The organism is Corticimicrobacter populi (assembly GCF_003123725.1).
Classification (GTDB): Bacteria; Pseudomonadota; Gammaproteobacteria; order Burkholderiales; family Burkholderiaceae_B; genus Corticimicrobacter; species Corticimicrobacter populi.
Map to the genome: position 1 here is coordinate 890268 of NZ_QETA01000001.1, position 20888 is coordinate 911155.

Genomic DNA, 20888 nt, shown 5'->3' on the forward strand with positions numbered 1-20888 from the left:
TCTTATCCCAGTTGCCAGGCGCCATCTGCTGACTGGCAGGCATCAATGGTCTTGCTTTCGGTGCCTTGCGAAGTCTGCAGTTCGTAATTCATGGTGCGGCAGGTCGTCTGCAGCGCCACCTGTTCCGTGACCGCCTTGCCGGGGTCCAGCGCATCAAGGTCAAATCCTTGTCCGTTGGCCTGCGCCACGCTGATACTGTCGAGGTCGGTGGCCTGGTCGGCAGCAGCCTGTGTGACCGGCGCGACCAGCGGTGCATGAACATAGCCGACCAGCACGCCCTGGCGTCCGACGGCAATCCAGTCGTTGCCCGTGCGTCCCAATGCCGTGAAGGTCTGCCCTTCTCGAAAGCCCCCAACCTTGTCGGCGGTGGCGGCTGGTGCTGCGCGCAGATTGGCCGACTTGACGGCGCGATAAGGCTGGTTGAGTACACTCAGCCCATCGACGCGAGCAATCACCGGCGCACGGCGGACATTGCCCTGTTGCGTCGACGTTTTGCTTGAAACGGGTGTAATGACAGCTGCAGCCCCACTGTGATCCGATTTCCAGTCAACGCTCTGGCCCGTGGCCAGTGCATGCTGTGTACTGGCGGCCAGCGCCTGCTGGTCTTTCTCATCAAGGTTGGAACCAATCCAGTTGCCCAGTGCGCTGCCGGCCAGTGCACCGGCAATGATGGCAATGGTGCGCCCCGTGCCACCGCCTATCTGACTACCGAGCAGTGCCCCGCCGACGGCACCGATCACTGTGCCCCAGGTTTCCTTGCTGCCCCAGCCGGATGAGCCGTCGGTGGTGGCACAACCGCTGGCACCGACTGCGCAGAGAGTGGCAACGGCAATCCATTTGCGGGGCATGGCTTTCATTGTGTCCTCGGATAGTGTCGAAAATGCGGCTCATTATAGCCAAGCCGCCTTGTTTTCGACATTGAAGGAGACAATCATGCCCGGCGCACACCCGCGTCATGGCGGGATATGTGCCTAGCCGCCCAGATAGGCCTTGCGGATATCGCTGTTGGCCAGCAGATTCGCACCGGTATCGGCCATCACCACCTTGCCGTTTTCCAGCACATAGCCGCGATCGGCCACCTGCAGGGCCTTGTTGGCATTCTGCTCGACCAGAAACACCGTGATACCTTCGTCACGCACGGTACGAATGATGTCGAAGATCTGGGCGATGATCAGTGGTGCCAGTCCCAGCGTGGGTTCGTCAAGCAGCAACAGCCGCGGCTTGGTCATCAGGGCCCGGCCGATGGCCAGCATCTGCTGCTCACCACCCGACATCGTACCGGCTCGCTGATTGGCACGCTCCTTGAGGCGCGGAAACAGCGAATAGACATGGTCGATACCGCGCTCGATTTCCTCGCGATTGGCAAAAAAACCACCCATCTTGAGATTTTCGGCAACCGTCAGGTCCGGGAATACGCGCCGCCCCTCGGGCGAGATGGCGATGCCGCTGCGCATGATGTGGTGCGTCTGCTTGTTGGTGATGTCTTCGCCTTCGAACAGGATGCGACCCTGCTTGGCGCGCGGAGAGCCGCACACCGTCATCAGCAGCGTGGTCTTGCCGGCACCGTTGGCTCCGATCAGGGTCACGATCTCGCCCTGGTTGACCTCGACAGAAACGTCGTCGAGCGCCTGGATGGCACCATAGTAGGTGTGTACGCCTTCTAGCTTGAGCACTTATTCTTCCCCCAGATATGCCTTGATCACGCGCTCGTCATTGCGCACTTCCTCGGGCAGACCGAGCGCGATGGGCTTGCCATGCTCCATGACCAGAATACGGTCGGAGACGCCCATGACCAGGCTCATATCGTGCTCGATCAGCAGCACCGATACATCGTATTCACGCCGCAACTGGTCAATGAGTTGCTGCAGATCGCGTTTTTCCTGGGGATTGAGGCCGGCTGCCGGCTCATCCAGCATCAGCAAGCGGGGCTGGGTGATCATGCAGCGGGCAATTTCCAGTCTGCGCTGGTGTCCATAGGCCAGGTTGCCCGCCTCACGGTTGGCGTACTCGCGCAATCCCATGAAATCGAGCCATACGGCAGCCCGCTCTACCGCTTCCTCTTCGGAACGGCGGTAGGATTTGAGATTGAGCAGTCCCGGCAAGATACCCGTCTTGACCTTGGCGTGCTGCGCCACCATCAGGTTCTCGAGCACAGTCAGGTTCTTGAACAGTCGCACGTTCTGGAAGGTACGCACCAGGCCGTGACGCGCCACCTTGTGGCTGGGCTGGCCCTGGATGGCCGTGCCATCCAGTTCGATCAGACCCGAAGTGGGTTTGTAGAAACCGCCGATGCAGTTGAAGACCGTGGTCTTGCCGGCCCCGTTCGGGCCGATGATGGCAAACACTTCTTCCTTGCGAACGGCAAACTCGACGTTATCAACGGCCAGCAGGCCGCCGAACCGCATGCTCAGCGAAGAGATTTTCAGCAGATCGCTGTTCATTTTTTCAACTCCATGTGCGGACGCTTCATGGGCAGCAACCCCTCTGGACGCCAGACCATCATCAGAACCATGACCAGGCCGAACAGCAGCATCCGGTATTCGGCGAACTCGCGTGCAAACTCTGGCAGCACCGTCAGGACGATGGCAGCCAGGATCACACCCAGTTGCGAACCCATGCCACCCAACACCACCACAGCCAGGATCAGCGCCGACTCGATGAAGGTAAATGACTCCGGATTGACCAGCCCCTGGCGCGCCGCGAAGAAGGCACCGCCAAAACCGGCGAACATGGCCCCCAGCGTAAAGGCCGACAGCTTGATGCGGGTCGGATTCAGGCCCAGTGAGCGGCTGGCAATCTCATCCTCGCGCAGCGCTTCCCAGGCACGGCCGATCGGCATGCGAATCAGGCGGTTGGAAACGTACAGTGTGATGGCTGCCAGTGCCAACGCCATCAGATACAGGTAGATCACCATATCCTGGTTCTGGAAGCTCCAGCCCATGACCTGATGGAAGGTTTCCTGCCCTTCCACGCTGGAGCGGCGCGCCATTTCCATGCCGAACACGGTCGGCTTGGGAATGCCGGAAATACCGTCCGGTCCGCCTGTGAACTGATACAGGTTGATCAGCAGCAGGCGAATGATCTCACCGAAGCCGAGGGTCACGATGGCCAGGTAGTCGCCTCGCAGCCGCAATACCGGAAACCCCAGCAGGAAGCCGAACAGTGCGGCCATGCCACCTGCCAGCGGCAATGCCTGCCAAAAGCCCCAGTCGGCCCAGTGATAGAGCAAGGCATAGGTATAGGCGCCTACCGCATAGAACCCGACAAAGCCCAGGTCGAGCAGTCCGGCAAAACCCACCACGATATTCAGCCCCAGGCCCAGCATGATGTAGATCAGGACCAGAGTGGCGATGTCGACCTGGCTACGGCCACTGAAGAATGGCCAGGCAATCGCGGCTGCCATGATCAGCAACACGACCCATTTGTTGCCGCGGGCCGGCAATGCCGGTACGGCACGCGGCTTGACGCCCTTGAAAAAGCGCGCCAGCCAGGGCTTGAAGAGTTGCAGCACGAACACGATGGCCGCACCGATGAAGACCATGCTCCAGTCACTTTCGAGCACGGTGCGCGGTCCCTGGCGGGTCAGGTTCAGGCCGTAGATTGGCGTGATGATGATAGCCGCCACCAGTGCGGCAAGGAATGCGTTTCGGAAGACGTAGGCCATCAGACTTTTTCCACCTCAGGCTTGCCCAACAATCCGGTCGGACGGAATAACAGGATCAGGACCAGCAGCGAGAACGCCACGATATCCTTGTATTGCGAGGAGATATAGGCAGCCGCGAAGGTTTCCGCCAGCCCCAGCAGCACGCCGCCCAGCATGGCACCTGGAATGCTGCCGATACCGCCCAGCACCGCTGCCGTGAAGGCCTTGATGCCGGCAATGAAGCCGATGAAGGGATTGAGCTTGCCGATGGTCAGCGCGATCAGCACACCGCCGACAGCCGCCAGCATGGCCCCCAGCACGAAGGTGAAGGAAATCACCTTGTTGGTGTCGATCCCCAGCAGGTTGGCCATGTGCATGTCCTGCGAGCAGGCCCGCGAGGCCCGCCCCATGCGCGAAAACTTGATGAACAGGCTCAGCGCGATCATCAGGGCCACCGTGACCAGGATAATCATGATGCGCGAATACGGAACGGTCACCTCGAAATCGCCACCCATCGAAAAACGCATGGCCCCCGTGATGACAGCGGGGACGGCCACGTCACGTGCCCCCTGCCCCAGCGCCACCCAGTTCTGCAGGAAGATCGACATACCGATGGCCGAAATCAGCGCAACCAGGCGTGGACCGCCTCGCACCGGCCGGTAGGCAACCCGTTCGACTGCAAAACCGTAGATACCTGTGACTGCCATCGCAACCAGCAGCATGACGGCCACCAGGACGGGGATCGGCAATGAACCCTGCGTGCCCAGCGCGGTCAGGGTGACGAGGCCGACGTAGGCACCGATCATGTAGATTTCGCCGTGGGCGAAGTTGATCATGCCGATGATGCCGTACACCATCGTGTAGCCGATCGCGATCAGTGCATAGATCGCGCCCAGCGACAGTCCGTTGAACAGCTGCTGGGTAAATTGGGGAATGAAATCAGACATGTATTAGAAGCTCCAGACAGCGAAGATCCCCACTCGAGAGATAAAATCCGGCGGACGGACCGGTCAAGTCCATCCGCCGAAAAGGGACAATTTTACAGTTGTGTCTTGTTGCCGTCTTTGTCCCACTCGAAGACTGCGAATTCGAAGTCCTTCAAGTCACCCTTGCTGTCGTACTCTACCTTGCCGATTACCGTGTCGAATGCATTGGCATGCATATAGTCGGCAACCTTCTCGGGGTTCTCGCCCACCGCCTCGATGCCGGCAGCGATGATCTGCACGGCCGCGTAGGCCGGCATCTGGAAGGCACCGTCCGGATCGCGCTTGGCATCCTGGAAGGCCTTGACCGCAGCGGCGTTTTCAGGACGCTTGGTGAAATCAGCCGGCAGCGTGACCAGCAGGCCTTCGATGGCAGGGCCGGCGATGGCCACCAGATCCTGGTTGGCCACACCCTCGGGGCCCATGAACTGCACGTTCAGGCCTTGTTCGCGTGCCTGACGCAGCAACAGACCGAGTTCAGCGTGATAGCCACCAAAGTAGATCAGATCGGGATTGAGTGCCTTGAGCTTGGTGATGACGGCGGAATAGTCACTGTCACCCACGTTGATGCCCTCGTAGAGCGCCACATTGACATCATGCTTCTGCAGGGCATCGCGCACCTGCATTGCCACACCCGAACCATAGGTCTGCTTGTCGTGCAGGATAGCGACCTTGCCCGGCTTGAGCGTATCGGCGATGTACTTGGCAGCGAACGGGCCCTGCTGGTCATCACGCCCGATCGTACGGAAGAAATAATGCGGCTTGATCGTGTCGGTCACGGCCGGCGAGGTCGCACCCGGCGTGATGGCAACGATACCTTCTGACTCGTAGACGTTGACGGCCGGAACCGTCGTGCCGGAGCAGGCATGCGCCACGGCGAACTTGGCACCCGAGTTGACCACGCGGTTGGCAGCCGGCACGGCTTGCTTGGGCTCGCAACCGTCGTCGATCAGGATGGCTTCGAGCTGCTTGCCCTGAACACCGCCGGCGGCGTTGATGACGTCGATGGCGGTCAGCGCACCCGCCTGAATCTGGTCGCCGTACTGAGTGGACGGACCTGTCATCGGCTGCGGGATGCCGATCTTGATGGTGTCGGCATGTGCGGCACCGGCCAGCGTCAGTGCGCCCAGTGCCAGCGAATAGGACAGCGTGCGGAATTTGAACAGCATAAGGCCTCTCCAGAGAATGTCAGTCTTTCCGGCAAAACCGGAAAAGAAATGTCGATTCAGCCAGGCTGGTGTGTAGTGCCTAGCGTCACGACGCGTAACAACATCTGACATCATTCTGAAAGCAGCCGCCTGTCCCGTCACTTCGGACATTCCCCTATATTGCAGTGCAATGCAAATATGCAGTGGGGCCTGCAGAGGCTGGAAAGTTATGCTTCCGACCTCGACAGGCCCCAGACTGAAAAGGGCTACGTTTCAGGCCAGTTCGCGGCTCATCTGGCGAGCCCGTTCTGCCGCAGCCGCCATGGCGCGGCGCACCATGACCTCAAAACCATCAGCCTCGAACGAACCCAATGCCGCTGCCGTCGTGCCGCCCTTGGATGTGACCTTTTCACGCAATGTGTGTAGCGGATCCTCCGACTGGCTGGCCAGCGTGCAGGCCCCCTGAACGGTGGCCAGAGCCAGCTCACGCGCCTGGACGGCATCCAGCCCCAGATCAATCCCGCCCTGGATCAAGGACTCCAGGAACAGGAATACATAGGCAGGGCCGCTGCCCGACAAGCCTGTCACGGCGTCGAGTGCTTCGTCGTCCCGGACCCAGACTGCCTTGCCAACCGCCTCGAACAATTGCCCCACCCAGGCACGATCGGCATCCGTCACGCCAGACAGTGCCGCCAGGCCTGTGGCCCCGGCACCGACCAGCGAAGGCGTATTGGGCATGCTGCGAACCAGCCGTGTCCAGGGCTGTGCCGTCGTCCCCAGCCAACTGGCCAGTGTATCTGCGCGCAGGCCGGCCGCAATGCTAACGACCAGCGTGTCGTCTTGCAGGAACGGACGTGCCGCCTCGATGGCAACCCGCATGTTCTGTGGCTTGACCGCAAAGAACCAGACCTTGCAGTTGCTCAGCGCAGCGTCGCAGGTGGCGGCAGTAGCGGCACCGAAACCTTGCCAGGTTTCGCGCGTCGCATCGCCCGGATCGATGATGTGCAGGCTGGCAGGCTGGCACAAACCGGATTGGACAAAACCGCGAGCCAAGGCCGTCGCCATGTTGCCCCCGCCGATGAAAGCTATGCGAGGGGACGTCTGTGTGAGAGAAGCGGTCATGGACAAAATCGCTCAGAAGGAAGTTTCGGCCAGGATGCCCAGGAAAATGACGCAACCGAACCAGGTATTGTTGAGAAAGGCACGAAAGCAGGCACTGCGTTCGCGATGCCGAATCCAGTAAAGATGGCGCACGGCAAGTCCGGCTGCTACCAGCAGGCCACAGCCATAGGCCAGGCCATAGCCCAGCATGCCCCCGCAGATCGCCAGCAGACCCAGCGTGATGGCATAGCACAGGCCGATCATGACAAGATCGTAGCGGCCAAAAGTAATGGCCGAGGTCTTGAGACCCAGTTTGAGATCGTCCTGGATATCGACCAGCGCATATTCGGTATCGTAGGCCACCGACCAGGCCACATTGGCCAGCAACATCAGCCAGGCAACGGCGGGTACCTCGTATTGCACAGCGGCGAATCCCATCGGAATGCCAAAGCCAAAGGCAATACCGAGGTAGGCCTGGGGAATGGCGAAAAAACGCTTCATCAGCGGATAGGTCACGGCCAGGAAGGCGGCTGCCAGCGACAGCAGCCAGACCAGGCCGTTGAGCGGCAGGATCAGCAGCAGCGAAGCAAGTGCCAGCGCCGCAGCCACCCAAAGCGCCTCGACGGGACGGATCTGACCTGTCGTCAGTACCCGGTTCTGGGTACGATCGACATGCAGGTCGAAGTCGCGGTCGAAATAATCATTCATGGCGCAGCCGGCCGAACGCATCAGCGCTGTGCCCAGACTGAAGATAATGATCAGGTGCCATTGCGGCCAACCGCCTGACGCGGCCCACAGCGCCCACAGCGTCGGCCAGAGCAGCAACAGAATGCCAATGGGCTTGTCCAGGCGCACCAGCCTGATATAGAGCGGCAGGCGGGCCTGTAGAAAGGCAGCAGAACTCATGGTGGGATATGGCAAGGCTGAGACGGACAAGGCCACACTGTAACGTATCCATTTCCGTCCTGGCAAAACAGCATACCGCTGCGTCATTGTCCCCTATCGAACGACTGTCATATATCATTCATACAATCATCGCCTGCCGTCCGCGATCCGGCGCGGCATTCGAGACGACCTCGCAAAAAAAGGAGACTGATCCCATGTCCATTCGTACATCCCTGCTGACCACCACCCTCGCCGCTTCGCTGGGGCTGGCGGTAGCCGGCGCGGCCCAGGCCGCCACCGAAGTCGAATTCTGGCACTCCATGACAGGCGCGCTCAATACGCGTCTGAATGAATTGACCGACGAATTCAACGCTTCGCAATCCGAATACAAGGTCAACCCGACCTACAAGGGGGCCTACGGCGAAGCACTCAACGCCGGCATTGCCGCCTTCCGAGCCGGCAATGCACCGCATATCCTGCAGGTCTTCGAAGTCGGCACGGCGACCATGATGCATGCCCGTGGCGCAGTCAAGCCGGTCAGCGAACTGATGGTAGAGGCAGGACAGGACTTCGATACGTCCCGGTACATTCCTGCCGTTGCCGGCTACTACACGGCCCCCGATGGCCGCATGATGTCATTCCCGTTCAACAGCTCGACGCCGGTTTTCTACTACAACAAGGATGCCTTCAAGCGTGCCGGGCTGGATCCCGAGCAACCGCCCAAGACCTGGGCGCAGGTCGAGGATGCGGCTCGCAAGATCGTCGAGTCGGGCGCAGCCCCCTGCGGTTTTACGACCAGTTGGCCTTCCTGGGTTCAGGCAGAAACATTTTCGGCCTGGCACAATACCGAGTTCGCGACCCGCAACAATGGCTTCGACGGTCTGGATGCGCGTCTGGCCATCGATTCGGACCTGCATGTGCGACATATCGACAATCTGGCCCGCCTGAGCAAGGAAGGCCTGTTCGGTTACGGCGGCCGCGGCAACCTGGGTGATTCAGTGTTTTACAGTGGCCAGTGTGCCATGAGCACGGCATCGAGTTCGGCGCAGGCCAACATCGGTGCCAACGCCCAGTTCGACGTCGGCATTTCCACACTGCCCTACTACGACGATGTGGCGGGTGCCCCGCAGAATACGATCATCGGTGGTGCCTCGCTCTGGGTATTCAACGGCAAGCCTGACGATGAATACAAGGCCGTTGCTGCCTTCCTCGAGTTCCTCTCGGGTACCGACGTACAGGCGCGCTGGCACCAGCAGACAGGCTACCTGCCCATCACGACAGCCGCCTACGAGCAGACCAAGACGTCGGGCTTCTACGACAGCCATCCGGGGGCCGACGTATCGGTCGAGCAGATGATCGTCAAGACCACCGACAAATCGCGTGGTGTACGCCTGGGCAACCTGCCGCAGATCCGTGACATCATCGAGGAAGAGTTCGAACTGATCTGGGCCGGCAAGCAGGACGCCCGCCAGGGGCTGACCCGCGCTGTCGAACGCGGCAACGAAGTGCTGAGCCGTTTCGAGCGCAGCGCCGGGCGCTGATGATGCACCGGGTGCCGTTTCCAGAAACGCACCCGGCCTGTTACTTCCATCCACAACCTGACCGGGGTCTGCCGCACCTCGGTTGGCTAACGATGGTATCCTTGCGCCCGAACCATTCTCATTGTCTCTGTCTGCATGGAAAAACGCGTCTATTTCCGTTCGCGCACCCTGCCCTACTTGCTGTTGGCACCCCAGGTCGCCGTCACGCTGGTGTTCTTTTTCTGGCCGGCTGCGCAGGCCCTGTGGCAATCCATGCTGGAGCAAGACGTCTTCGGCATGGGGGCCGAATTTGTATGGTTCGATAATTTCAAGGTCTTGCTGGACAGCCAGGAATACCGGCAGTCCTTCCATGTCACTGCCATTTTCTCGGTATTGGTAGCCTTTTTCGGACTGGCAATTTCACTGTTGCTCGCAGTATTCGCCAATCGTGTCATCCGTGCCGCCTCCACCTACAAGACCCTGCTGATCTGGCCCTATGCCGTGGCACCTGCCGTGGCCGCTGTCCTTTGGGTATTCATGTTTTCGCCGGGCATGGGCATCCTGGCCGTCGGCCTGCAGCGCCTGGGCATAGGCTGGAATCCCTTGCTCAATGGGCAGGACGCGCTGACGCTCGTCATTATTGCCGCTGTCTGGAAGCAGGTTTCCTATAACTTCCTGTTCTTTCTGGCGGGCCTGCAGGCCATTCCGCGCTCGCTGATCGAAGCGGCCGCCATCGATGGCGCATCGCCCTCGCGCCGTTTCTGGAATATCGTGTTCCCGCTGCTGTCCCCCACCACTTTCTTCCTGCTGGTCATCAACGTCATCTATGCGTTCTTCGACACGTTCGCCATCATCGATGCGGCCACCCAGGGAGGGCCGGGGCGTGATACCTCGATTCTTGTCTACAAGGTCTATCGCGACGGATTCCTGGGCCTGGATCTCGGCTCATCGGCTGCACAGTCGGTGATTCTGATGGGTATCGTGATCGCTCTGACCGTCGTGCAGTTCCGCTATATCGATCGCAAGGTGAACTACTGATGATGGTAGAACGTCGCCCCTGGCTAGATCGCCTGTCCCACCTTATCCTGATTCTCGGCGTGGTGGTCGTGGCCTTCCCGCTGTATGTCGCCTTCGTGGCCTCGACCCAATCGCTGGAACAGGTGCGCCAAGTGCCGCTGTCGCTCTGGCCCGGCACGCACATGGTCGAAAACTACCTGCAGGCACTCTCCGGTGGCTCCACGGTCGGCTCGTCAGCGCCAGTAGGCCGCATGATGTGGGTCAGCCTGGTCATGGCCATGGTCATTGCCGTCGGCAAGATCGCCATCTCCCTGCTGTCGGCCTTTGCCATCGTCTATTTCCGCTTTCCAGGCCGGCATTTCTTTTTCTGGATGATCTTCGTCACCCTGATGCTGCCGGTAGAGGTCCGCATCGCACCGACCTACCAGGTGGTGGCCGACCTGGGCATGCTCAACAGTTATGCCGGGCTGACTATCCCGCTGATCGCATCGGCCACGGCCACCTTCCTGTTCCGGCAATTTTTCCTGACCGTGCCCGACGAACTGGTGGAGGCTGCCCGAATGGATGGGGCCGGCCCCATGCGTTTTTTCAGGGACATCCTGCTACCGCTGTCACGCACCAGCATTGCCGCCCTGTTCGTGATCCAGTTCATCTACGGCTGGAACCAGTATCTATGGCCGCTGATCACCACGACCAGCGAAGACATGTATCCGGTGGTCATCGGCATCAAACGGATGATTGCAGGCGGCGACGCCGCCACCGAATGGAACCTGGTCATGGCCACGGCCATCCTGGCCATGCTGCCCCCCGCGCTGGTCGTGCTGCTGATGCAGCGCTGGTTCGTCAAGGGCTTGATCGATACGGAAAAATAAGAGGCAAAGGCATCAATGGCTCATCTTTCTTTCAGGCAGGTGCGCAAGGAATATCCTGGCGCGACCATCATCGAAGGGCTGGATCTGGAGGTCGAGGATGGTGAATTCATCGTCATCGTCGGCCCTTCTGGATGCGGCAAGTCCACCCTGCTGCGCATGATGGCCGGGCTGGAAACCGTCAGTGCGGGCAAGATCGCCATCGACGGCAAAGTCGTCAACGAACTGGAGCCGGCCGAGCGCGATATCGCCATGGTCTTCCAGAACTACGCACTCTACCCGCACATGACGGTGTACGAGAACATGGCCTATGGCCTCAAGATCCGGGGCCACGACAAGAAAGACATCCAGGCCCGCGTCGAAGAGGCTGCCCGCATTCTCGAACTCGAGAAGCTGCTGCAGCGCAAGCCCCGCCAGCTCTCGGGTGGCCAACGCCAGCGCGTCGCCATGGGGCGCGCCATCGTGCGTCACCCCAAGGCTTTCCTGTTCGATGAACCCCTGTCCAATCTCGATGCCAAGTTGCGCGTACAGATGCGCCTGGAAATCCAGAAGCTGCATCGCCGCCTCAAGACAACCAGCCTGTACGTCACGCACGACCAGGTCGAAGCCATGACATTGGCGCATCGCATGGTGATCATGAATCAGGGCGCGGTCGAACAGATCGGTACACCTCGTGAAGTGTATGACCACCCCGCATCCACCTTCGTCGCCTCGTTCATCGGTTCACCGCCAATGAACCTGATCAAGGTCCATATCGACAGCCACCACGATATTGCCCTGCCCGGCGGCAACTGGATGTCGGCACGCCAGATTCAGGTCCCCTATGCGGCGATCCGCCAGGATTGCATCCTGGGTGTCCGCCCGGAAGACCTGCGCATCAGCAATATGCTGCCAGTGGACAGTCCCAGCCATCCAGAGGAAGGCATGTGGATCTGCGTTGAAATGGTCGAATCCCTGGGTGCCGAATGCCTGATCCATGGCCGGCTCGGACAGACTGCCGTAGTCTTGCGCCGGCCCGATGATCTGGTCGATGGTGAGCCGATCGAAATCGGAGCCTGGCTGCGACTCAAGCTCGATGCGGAGCGGCCGCTGCACTGGTTCAACCAGCAGACCGGCAAGCGCCTGCCTGACAATACAGAACAAGAAGGCGAGGATGAAGAGGCGGCAGACGGGCCGGATGACAATCTTACCGACAGTGAGAATACCGACAGGTACAGTAACGCAAGCAACCGCACCAGCACAATTCAGACGCCTGCCGCAGGTAACTGACCAGCTAGATGCATCAGGCGGCGACCGTTAGCCTGCCCAACGCAAACCGCAGTAGGTCTCTGACATGAAAAGGGCTGGCATATTGCCAGCCCTTTTTCCTGCCTGATAGAACGGCAGCGCTTCGCTGTCTGGCCAGACCCAAAGGGTCCCTGGCCATTTTTTGCGCTTGCTTATTCGAAGGCGCTCTGGCTGCCGTCCTTGTGCCAGACGAAGACCTGGAAGTCGAATTCGTTCAGGTCGCCCTGCTTGTTCCAGGACACCGTGCCGATGGGCGTGTCGAAGCTGTTGGCGTGCAGGTACTCGGCCACCTTGGCGGGATCCGTGCTGTTGGCACCCTTGATGGCGTCGGCGATGACCTGGGTCGCCGTGTAGGCGGTCATCTGGAAGGCACCGGCGGCATTGCGCTGCTTGGCCTCGAAGGCCTTGACGATATCGGCGTTGCGAGGATTGCTGGCGAAATCGCTGGGCAGGGTCAGCAGCATGCCTTCGACGGCATCGCCGGCGATGGCATTGATATCAGGATTGCCCGCGCCTTCCGGCCCCATGAAACGAGCCTTGAGGCCTTGCTCGGCAGCCTGGCGCATCAGCAGGCCCAGTTCGGGATGGTAGCCACCGTAGTAGACGAAATCGGCACCTGAACCGCGAATCTTGGTGATCACGGCAGAGTAATCCGTATCGCCGGCATTGATGCCTTCGAACATGCTGACCTCGACGCCGCCGGCCAGCAGGTCCTGGCGTACGGCAGCAGCGATGCCCTGGCCGTAGGACTGCTTGTCGTGCAGCACGGCAACCTTGGCGGGCTTGATCTTGTCGATGATGAAGCGGGCGGCAGCCGGGCCCTGCTGGTCGTCGCGGCCCGTGGTGCGGAAGATGAACTCGTAGTTCTTGCCATCGGTCAGGGCAGGTGCCGTGGCCGAGGGGGTGACCATGACCACGCCTTCGCCATCGTAGACATCAGCAGCGGCGATGGTTGCGCCCGAGCACACGTGACCGATCACGAAACCGATGCCATCGTTGACCACGCGGTTGGCCGCCACCGGGCCTTGCTTGGGTTCGCAGCCATCATCGATGGTGACCAGTTCGATCTGGCTGCCGTTGATGCCACCACCGGCATTGATGACTTCGACAGCGGTAAGCACCCCTTCCCGCACCATGTCGCCATACTGGGTGACAGGCCCTGTGGTCGGACCGACCACAGCGAACTTGATGTTTTCGGCGGCCTGCACCGATGCGGCGGACAGGCCTGCGGCCAAAATGGCTGCCGCGATGGGCAGGCGACGGAACGAGAAGGTCATGGCGATGTCTCCTGAAATGACTGGATTGCAAACGACACAATTTACCAGACTTGCCGGGCTGGCAATCTATATTTCAAATTGAAATATAGAAATCATCATATATTATTTCTGGTCATCGAAAAGCGCAGGCAATATAACGCCAATGTCTGAAAAGACGCCTCTTCATACCCAGGGAACGAAACATGATCAAGAAACTCATCGGCGTCTCGCTCGTGGCCGCCGCGCTTGGCGGTCAGGTCGCAACCGCACAACAGACCACGCTGCTCAACACGTCCTACGATATCGCCCGTGAACTGTTTGCCGAAATCAATCCCAAGTTCGAGGCGCACTGGAAAGAAAAGACCGGCCAGGATCTGAAGATCGACCAGTCCTTCGCCGGCAGCTCACGTCAGGCCCGTGCGATCCTGCAGGGTCTCAAGGCAGATGTGGTTACCTTCAATCAGGTACCCGATGTCGATGTGCTGGCCAAGAACGGCCTGATTCGTGCCGACTGGCAACAGGCCCTGCCCAACAACAGTTCGCCCTACTACAGCACCATCGCATTCCTGGTGCGCAAGGGCAACCCCAAGAACATCAAGAACTGGGACGATCTGGTTCGCGATGATGTGAGCCTCGTATTCCCCAACCCCAAGACTTCGGGCAATGCACGCTACAGCTACCTGGGTGCCTGGCTCTATGCCAACGAGAAGTTCAATGGTGACGAGGCCAAGACCCAGGAATTCGTCGGCAAGCTTCTGTCCAACGTCGAAAGCTTCCCTACCGGGGGCCGCGGCGCGACCGTCGCCTTTGCCCAGAACAATCAGGGTGACGTGCTGCTGACGTTCGAATCCGAAGTCAACAATATCGCCAACAGCGATGAGTTCAAGGCCGAGGAGTTCGAGGTCGTGGTGCCCCCGGTCAGCGTGCTGGCCGAATTCCCGGTTGCCGTGGTGGACAAGGTCGTCGACGAGAAAGGCACGCGCGAGCTGGCCACCGAATACCTCCAGTATCAGTACACGCCCGAAATCCAGGCCCTGCTGGCCGGTTTCAACTACCGTGTGCATGATGCCGAGGCCCTCAAGGCCAATGCCGACCGCTTTCCCGAAATTCGCCTGCTCAATCCGCAGGAGCTGATCGGCTCCTGGGACAAGATCACCGAAACGCATTTCGCCTCGAACGCCCAGCTCGACCAACTGCTGGCTGCCGGCAAGAAGTAAACTACCGGTCTTCTTCACCGTAAGGATCGCCTGATGCGCTTGACCGCTGCATCAGGCGTTGCATATTTCATGCCCCGCTTTTTTCTGCGCCACCCTACCCTGCCCGGCTTCGGACTGAGTTTCGGTGTCAGCACCCTGTTCATCTCGCTGGTCATCCTGCTGCCGCTGTCGGCGTTGCTGGTCTATGTCAGCGATATGAGCTGGAATCAGTACTGGCGCGCCGTCACCGACGCCCGTGTGCTGGCCAGCTACCGGGTCACCATTTCCAGCGCATTCTGGTCCACGGTCTTCGTCACCCTGGTCGGCATGCTGCTGGCCTGGATACTGGTGCGCTACGATTTTCCCGGGCGGCGCCTGCTCGATGCCCTGATTGATCTACCCTTTGCCCTGCCCACGGCGGTGGCCGGCCTGACGCTGGCCGTGCTGCTGTCGCCCAATGGCTGGTTGGGCCAGTGGTTCGCACCCTACGGCATCAAGATTGCCTATGCCTATCCGGGCCTGGTGATCGCCATGATCTTCACCAGCCTGCCTTTCATCGTACGCTCGATCCAGCCCGTGCTGGCCGATATCGGTACCGAATACGAGGAGGCGGCCCAATCACTCGGTGCGGGGCATGCACAGGTGTTTTTCCGGGTCATCCTGCCAGCACTGACGCCCGCACTCATGACCGGGATGTCGCAAGCCTTTATCCGCAGTCTCGGAGAGTTCGGCGCAGTTGTCATGATCGCCGGCAACATTCCCTTCAAGACAGAAGTGACCTCGCTGATGATTTTCTTCAGGCTGGCCGAATACGAGTACGGCATGGCTGCCGCCATTGCCTCAGTGGTACTCGCGGCCTCGCTGCTGCTGCTGTTTGGTCTGCAATGGCTGCAGGGCTGGATCCTGCCCTGGCAGAAAGGAAAACAGTCATGATGCGCAAACCCCGCACCTGGCAGCAATGGACGCTGATCGCCCTCGGGGTGAGCGTGGCGGGTCTGTTGCTGATCCTGCCCCTGACCCTCATTTTCGTCAAGGCGTTCAGCGCGGGCTGGGCGGCATTTGTCGACAACGTGCTCGACGGCGACATGCGCCATGCCATCGGCCTGACGCTGCTGGCTGCCGTCATTACCATTCCGATCAATGTCGTCTTCGGTATCCTGCTGGCCTGGTGCGTGACAAATTACGACTTTCGGGGCCGTCGCCTGCTGATGACGCTGATCGACATTCCTTACGCGACCTCGCCGGTCGTGGCCGGCCTGTGCTATCTGGTGGTCTATGGCATGGAGAGCACTTTCGGCGGCTGGCTCTACCGTCACGACATCCAGCTCATGTTCGCCTGGCCGGGCATCGTCATGGTGACGATTTTCGTGACATCACCTTTCGTGGCACGCATATTGATACCGCTGATGCAGTCGCAGGGCTCGGATGAGGAACATGCCGCTCTGACGCTCGGTGCCAGCGGCTGGCAGATCTTCAGCCGGGTCACGCTGCCCAAGATCAAGTGGGCGCTGCTCTATGGTGTGGCGATCACCAATGCCCGCGCCGTGGGCGAGTTCGGCGCGGTATCGGTAGTGTCCGGAGCCATCCGCGGCAAGACCCTGACGCTGCCCCTGCTGATCGAGCAGCTCAACGATGACAACAAGGCCGTTGCAGCCTTTACGGCGGCCGCACTGCTGACATCCATCGCCCTGCTGACGCTGATGGTCAAAACCGGGATGGAATGGCGTCAGGAGGCCAGGACACGGGCTGGTTGATCATCGGGCGTCAGCCGATACGCAGCCTTCTTCCACTTGCGCAGCCGGCCACGTGCGTTGGCATACGGCGATGCGGTATTGAACTGGATCATCCGACCCAGGGTATATTTTTCATACCAGGGTGTGCCATAAAGAGCCGCATCGCTTTCCGCCTCGACCAGCGACAGGATGCGACCATGTACCTGCTCGAACTGCTGCAGCAATTCGGGATAGGCGACATTCGCCTGATCAGCATAGAATTTCTGCGCCAGGCGTCCCAGCTCATTCCACTTGTAGCCGGTCTCGGGAAAATCCACCGGCTGTCCACTGGACTTGGCATTGCACCATTTCAGTACCAGCAGGTTCCAGCCGATCAGGTATGCAACGAGATCGGCCACGCTCATGCAGGTGCCCCGTGCATGCCCCTCCATGGTGGCAACACGGGCACACTCGGGCGGAATGCTGGCAAGATCAGTTGCCAGCTTCCGGTAGGTCGTGCGGATCGCATCCAGCAACTCTTGCCTGTTTTGCGGTATGGCCACGACCTTTACCCCTGGTCTTTGGATTACTGCAGCAGGCTGCGCAGCATCCAGGCGTTCTTCTCGTGTATGTCGAGGCGGCGCGTGAGCAAGTCGGCGCTGGGCTGGTCGTTGGCTTCGTCGACATGCTTGAAGGCTGCACGGGCGGTCTTGGCGACCGACTCATTGCCCTTGACCAGCAGACGGATCATGTCCAGTGCCTCAGGGACCGATTCGGGCTCCTCAATCGAACTCAGTTTGCTGTATTCGCGGTAGGTGCCGGGGGCATAGTGACCCAGGGCACGAATACGTTCGGCAATTTCATCGAGTGCGTTCCACTGCTCGGTGTATTGCTCCATGAACATGGTATGCAGGGTATTGAACAGGGGACCGGTCACATTCCAGTGGAAGTTATGGGTCATCAGATACAGCGTATATGAATCCGCCAGCAGCTTGGACAGTTCCTGGGCGATAGCGGCACGATCCTTGTCGGAGATCCCGATATCGATCCTTACCGAGGCCGTCGCGGCAGCACGCTTGGGAGTGGATTTGGATGCTTTGGCCATGGACATGCTCCTGTATGGTTCAAAACGGGCAGCGCTGCTGCCCGGATTTGGTAGTGCGGCATCTTGTGCCGCGTTGGCGTTAGGATACTACTGCCGCAGCAGCCTGTGGTGATGCATGCTCGATTTCAGCAACCATGCTGACGCCCGGCAGGCCGCAGGCCAGCACGGAGTCCGCCAGTGTCTGAATAGCCGCGAGCCGCGGAAAACTTTTGCGCCAGGCCAGGACGACGCGGCGCTCCGGTACAGGTTGCTCGAACGGAATATAGCTGAGCAATTCCGGCCCGCTGTGCGGCAGGCTCATCGAAGAGGCTGGCAACACGGTCACGCCGATACCGGCCGCGACCATATGCCGGATCGTCTCGAGAGACGAACCCTCGAAGGTACGCTGGATACCATCGCTGCTGGCCGAGTAGCCAGAGAGTTCGGGGCAGACCTCAAGCACCTGATCGCGGAAGCAGTGGCCATTGCCCAGCAGCAGCATCGTCTCGTCTTTCAGTTCGTCGGCTCCGATGCTGTTGCGCTCCGACCAGGGGTGCCCACATGGCACGGCCACCGTGAACGGTTCATCGTATAGCGGTCGCACGGTGAGTCCGGCTTCGGGAAGCGGCAGTGCCATGATGGCGCAATCGAGTTCTCCCTGGCGCAGCAACTCGATCAGCTTGGAGGTAAAGTTTTCCTGCAGGATCAGCGGCATCGTCGGCGTGCGGCGGATCTGTTCTGGCACCAGCCTGGGCAGCAGGTACGGACCGATGGTATGGATCACCCCGACACGCAGCGGCCCGATCAGGGGATCATGGCCCTGGCGGGCAATTTCCCGCAGGTTGGCGCTTTCCTCCAGCACCTTCTGGGCCTGGGCCACGATGCGCTCGCCGATAGGCGTGACAGAAACCTCGCTGCCGCCTCGCTCGAACAGCGTGACCTCAAGCTCGTCTTCCAGCTTGCGGATGGCGACCGACAGGGTCGGCTGGCTGACGAAACAGGCTTCGGCTGCACGGCCGAAATGTCGTTCCCTGGCGACCGCCACGATGTATTTCAATTCGGTCAGAGTCATTTTCTTCAAGTCCTCAAATAGTCTTCCCTGCCGCGCAGCCAGCGCTGCAGGTGAGCCCGTGCGGCCTCTGGACAGGCCTGCCTCAGATAGGATGCGGCATCACGAGCCTGTTCGGCCAGTTCTGCATCTGCCTGCAGATCGGCAAAACGCAGCAATGCCACACCCGACTGCCGGACGCCCAAAAATTCGCCCGGCCCCCGCAGTTCCAGATCCCTGCGGGCAATTTCAAAACCATCTTCCGTCTCGAACATGGCGCGCAAACGCTGGCGCGCCACTTGCGACAGCGGTGCCTGGTACAGCAGCACACAGATCGAAGCTGCACTGCCACGACCGACGCGTCCACGCAACTGATGCAGTTGTGCCAGTCCGAACCGTTCGGCGTGCTCGATCACCATGGTGCTGGCATTGGGCACGTCCACACCCACCTCGATCACGGTGGTGGATACCAGGATATCCATCTCCCCGGCCCGGAATGCATCCATGATGGCGCTTTTCTCGGCCTGGGGCAGACGGCCATGGACCAGGCCGATGCGCAATCCCGGCAACAGCACCTGCAGGCCGGCATGGGTATCAACGGCATTCTGCAGATCGAGTGCCTCGCTTTCTTCGACTAGCGGGCAGACCCAGTAGGCCTGCCGACCTGCACGCACGGCATCGGCCAGGTATTCGGCCAGTTCGCCGCGACGATGCTCGGCGATCAGTTTGGTCTTGACCGGCGTACGCCCGGGCGGCAACTCATCGATGACAGACACATCGAGATCCGAGAAATAGGTCATGGCAAGCGTGCGCGGGATCGGCGTAGCACTCATCATCAACTGATGCGGCAGCATGGCTCCCTCATCGGGAGGCTGTTCACCCTTGCGTCCGAGCGCAAGACGCTGCCCCACGCCGAAACGATGCTGTTCATCCACGATCACCAGCCCCAGGCGATTGAAAGACACCTTGTCCTGGATGAGCGCCTGTGTACCGATCACCAGCGCAGCCTCGCCGGACTCGATGGCGGCCTGGGCAAGGCGGCGCGCTTTCTGGCCGAGACGGCCATTGAGCAGCACGGTTGTAATGCCCAGCGGTGCCAGCCAGCTGTCTAGCTTGAGATAATGCTGCTCGGCCAGGATTTCGGTCGGGGCCATGAGCGCTACCTGGGCACCTGCGGCAATCGCCTGGACTGCTGCCAGTGCCGCCACGACGGTCTTGCCGCTGCCGACGTCACCTTGCAACAGACGATGCATGGGATGGGCGCGGGCCATATCATGGCAGATGTCCGCGACGACCCTCTGCTGGGCGGCCGTCAGGGCAAAAGGCAGGCTGGACAGCAAACGGGTCGGGAGCGTGTCGGCATCCTGAGCCACAATCAGAGGCCAGGCGCGCTGGTGTTGCCTGAGGGCGCGTGCCTCGGCCATGGACAGTTGCTGAGCAAGCAGCTCATCGAACTTGACGCGCAGCCAGGCTGGATGGGTCTGGGATTCCATGCCGTCGCCTGTGTCCCCAGGGCCGGGGGCATGGAGTTGATGGACAGCATCACCAAACGGCATCAACCCATAGCGCTCACGTACCCTTTCTGGCAAGGGATCGCTCAGGTCTGCCTGGGCCAGTGCATGCAGCACCGCCTGGCGCAGAACCGGCTGTGACAGGCCCGATGTGGTCGGGTAGACCGGAGTCAGTGCTTCGGGCAGAGGGGCATCACTGCGCCGGATACGGGGATGCACCATTTCGCAGCCCCACAGGCCGCCACGCACTTCGCCCAGCGCACGGACACGCATGCCGGGTTCGACCTGTTTGACCTGGCTGGGATAGAAATTGAGCCAGCGCAGCGTGATTTCCGCATCGCCATCGCTCAGTACGGCTTTTAGCTGTTTACGAGGTCGATAGCTGACTTCGTGGCTGAGTATCTCGCCCTCAACCTGCACCGAACTGCCCGGACGCACTGCGCGGACAGGCACGACACGGGTCTCGTCCTCATAGCGCAGAGGAAAATGCAGGACGAAATCCATCGGTTCGTCCAGTCCGAGCTTGCGAAACAGGCGACCCGTTGCGGATTTTTCATCAGGTGCACCGTGCCGCCGCTGTCGCGCAGCGGGACGGACAGCATGCGCCCCTCCCTTCGCCACGGGCATG

Annotated in this window: 19 protein-coding genes and 1 pseudogene; 7 read left to right on the top strand and 13 right to left on the bottom strand. The window is 60.5% G+C overall.

Going from position 1 to position 20888, the window contains the following annotated elements:
* Window positions 1-2: 2 nt before the first annotated feature.
* From DD235_RS17135 to ubiA, 8 genes are all read right to left on the bottom strand, one after another.
* The gene (locus DD235_RS17135; protein ID WP_204524184.1) at window positions 3-848 is read right to left on the bottom strand and encodes an SH3 domain-containing protein; all 846 of its coding nucleotides are present in this window, start codon (window positions 846-848) and stop codon (window positions 3-5) included.
* A 123-nt stretch (window positions 849-971) separates the two neighbouring features.
* Entirely contained in the window at window positions 972-1673 is a 702-nt protein-coding gene (locus DD235_RS04290) for an ABC transporter ATP-binding protein (protein ID WP_109060768.1), read from the bottom strand.
* Window positions 1674-2441, bottom strand: coding sequence for a high-affinity branched-chain amino acid ABC transporter ATP-binding protein LivG (gene livG / locus DD235_RS04295; RefSeq protein WP_109060769.1), 768 nt, complete (start codon window positions 2439-2441; stop codon window positions 1674-1676).
* Window positions 2438-3664, bottom strand: a complete 1227-nt coding sequence (locus tag DD235_RS04300; RefSeq protein ID WP_109060770.1) for a high-affinity branched-chain amino acid ABC transporter permease LivM — start codon at window positions 3662-3664, stop codon at window positions 2438-2440. The genes livG and DD235_RS04300 overlap by 4 nt, the downstream gene beginning before the upstream one ends.
* Entirely contained in the window at window positions 3664-4590 is a 927-nt protein-coding gene (gene livH / locus DD235_RS04305; protein ID WP_109060771.1) for a high-affinity branched-chain amino acid ABC transporter permease LivH, read from the bottom strand. The genes DD235_RS04300 and livH overlap by 1 nt, the downstream gene beginning before the upstream one ends.
* A 92-nt stretch (window positions 4591-4682) precedes the next feature.
* A complete protein-coding gene (locus tag DD235_RS04310) occupies window positions 4683-5795 on the bottom strand; it encodes a high-affinity branched-chain amino acid ABC transporter substrate-binding protein (RefSeq protein WP_109060772.1) in 1113 nt (370 codons plus the stop codon).
* Between the two features lie 252 nt (window positions 5796-6047).
* Entirely contained in the window at window positions 6048-6896 is an 849-nt protein-coding gene (gene proC / locus DD235_RS04315) for a pyrroline-5-carboxylate reductase (protein ID WP_109060773.1), read from the bottom strand.
* Between the two features lie 12 nt (window positions 6897-6908).
* Entirely contained in the window at window positions 6909-7781 is an 873-nt protein-coding gene (gene ubiA / locus DD235_RS04320) for a 4-hydroxybenzoate octaprenyltransferase (protein WP_109060774.1), read from the bottom strand.
* Window positions 7782-7975: 194 nt separating this feature from the next.
* Here ubiA and ugpB point away from each other — a divergent pair, with 194 nt between their 5' ends.
* The 4 genes and pseudogenes from ugpB to DD235_RS04340 all read left to right on the top strand — a co-directional run.
* Window positions 7976-9301: a sn-glycerol-3-phosphate ABC transporter substrate-binding protein UgpB gene (gene ugpB, locus DD235_RS04325; RefSeq protein ID WP_109060775.1), complete on the top strand. Its 1326-nt coding sequence runs from the start codon at window positions 7976-7978 to the stop codon at window positions 9299-9301.
* 135 nt (window positions 9302-9436) lie between these two features.
* Window positions 9437-10318, top strand: a complete 882-nt coding sequence (gene ugpA / locus DD235_RS04330; RefSeq protein WP_109060776.1) for a sn-glycerol-3-phosphate ABC transporter permease UgpA — start codon at window positions 9437-9439, stop codon at window positions 10316-10318.
* 2 nt (window positions 10319-10320) lie between these two features.
* On the top strand, window positions 10321-11169 hold the full coding sequence (gene ugpE / locus DD235_RS04335; protein ID WP_109060777.1) for a sn-glycerol-3-phosphate ABC transporter permease UgpE: 849 nt from the start codon (window positions 10321-10323) through the stop codon (window positions 11167-11169).
* 15 nt (window positions 11170-11184) lie between these two features.
* A pseudogene (locus DD235_RS04340) lies at window positions 11185-12291 on the top strand (sn-glycerol-3-phosphate import ATP-binding protein UgpC); the annotation flags it as partial.
* A gap of 314 nt (window positions 12292-12605) precedes the next feature.
* Here the strand turns inward: DD235_RS04340 and DD235_RS04345 are convergent.
* A complete protein-coding gene (locus DD235_RS04345; protein ID WP_109060779.1) occupies window positions 12606-13730 on the bottom strand; it encodes a high-affinity branched-chain amino acid ABC transporter substrate-binding protein in 1125 nt (374 codons plus the stop codon).
* 182 nt (window positions 13731-13912) lie between these two features.
* On the opposite strand from DD235_RS04345, the gene cysP reads away from it, so the two are divergent.
* The 3 genes from cysP to cysW all read left to right on the top strand — a co-directional run bounded on the left by cysP (window position 13913) and on the right by cysW (window position 16659).
* On the top strand, window positions 13913-14926 hold the full coding sequence (gene cysP / locus DD235_RS04350) for a thiosulfate ABC transporter substrate-binding protein CysP (protein WP_109060780.1): 1014 nt from the start codon (window positions 13913-13915) through the stop codon (window positions 14924-14926).
* Window positions 14927-14995: 69 nt separating this feature from the next.
* Complete coding sequence (gene cysT / locus DD235_RS04355) at window positions 14996-15838, top strand: sulfate ABC transporter permease subunit CysT (RefSeq protein WP_109061016.1); 843 nt, start codon at window positions 14996-14998, stop codon at window positions 15836-15838.
* Window positions 15835-16659 (top strand): sulfate ABC transporter permease subunit CysW, encoded by an 825-nt coding sequence (gene cysW, locus DD235_RS04360; protein ID WP_204524185.1) that lies wholly within the window; start codon window positions 15835-15837, stop codon window positions 16657-16659. Before cysT ends, cysW begins: the two co-directional genes overlap by 4 nt.
* Here the strand turns inward: cysW and DD235_RS04365 are convergent.
* The 4 genes from DD235_RS04365 to recG form a co-directional block, all read right to left on the bottom strand.
* A complete protein-coding gene (locus tag DD235_RS04365) occupies window positions 16632-17180 on the bottom strand; it encodes a ClbS/DfsB family four-helix bundle protein (protein ID WP_109060781.1) in 549 nt (182 codons plus the stop codon). The two genes, cysW and DD235_RS04365, sit on opposite strands and share 28 nt — an antisense overlap.
* A 23-nt stretch (window positions 17181-17203) precedes the next feature.
* Window positions 17204-17722 carry a Dps family protein gene (locus DD235_RS04370; protein WP_109060782.1) on the bottom strand — a complete coding sequence of 173 codons (519 nt, stop codon included), beginning with the start codon at window positions 17720-17722 and terminating at the stop codon, window positions 17204-17206.
* A gap of 79 nt (window positions 17723-17801) precedes the next feature.
* Window positions 17802-18773: a LysR substrate-binding domain-containing protein gene (locus tag DD235_RS04375; RefSeq protein ID WP_109060783.1), complete on the bottom strand. Its 972-nt coding sequence runs from the start codon at window positions 18771-18773 to the stop codon at window positions 17802-17804.
* A gap of 5 nt (window positions 18774-18778) precedes the next feature.
* A complete protein-coding gene (gene recG / locus DD235_RS04380) occupies window positions 18779-20887 on the bottom strand; it encodes an ATP-dependent DNA helicase RecG (protein WP_109061018.1) in 2109 nt (702 codons plus the stop codon).
* Between the last annotated feature and the right edge of the window lies 1 nt (window position 20888).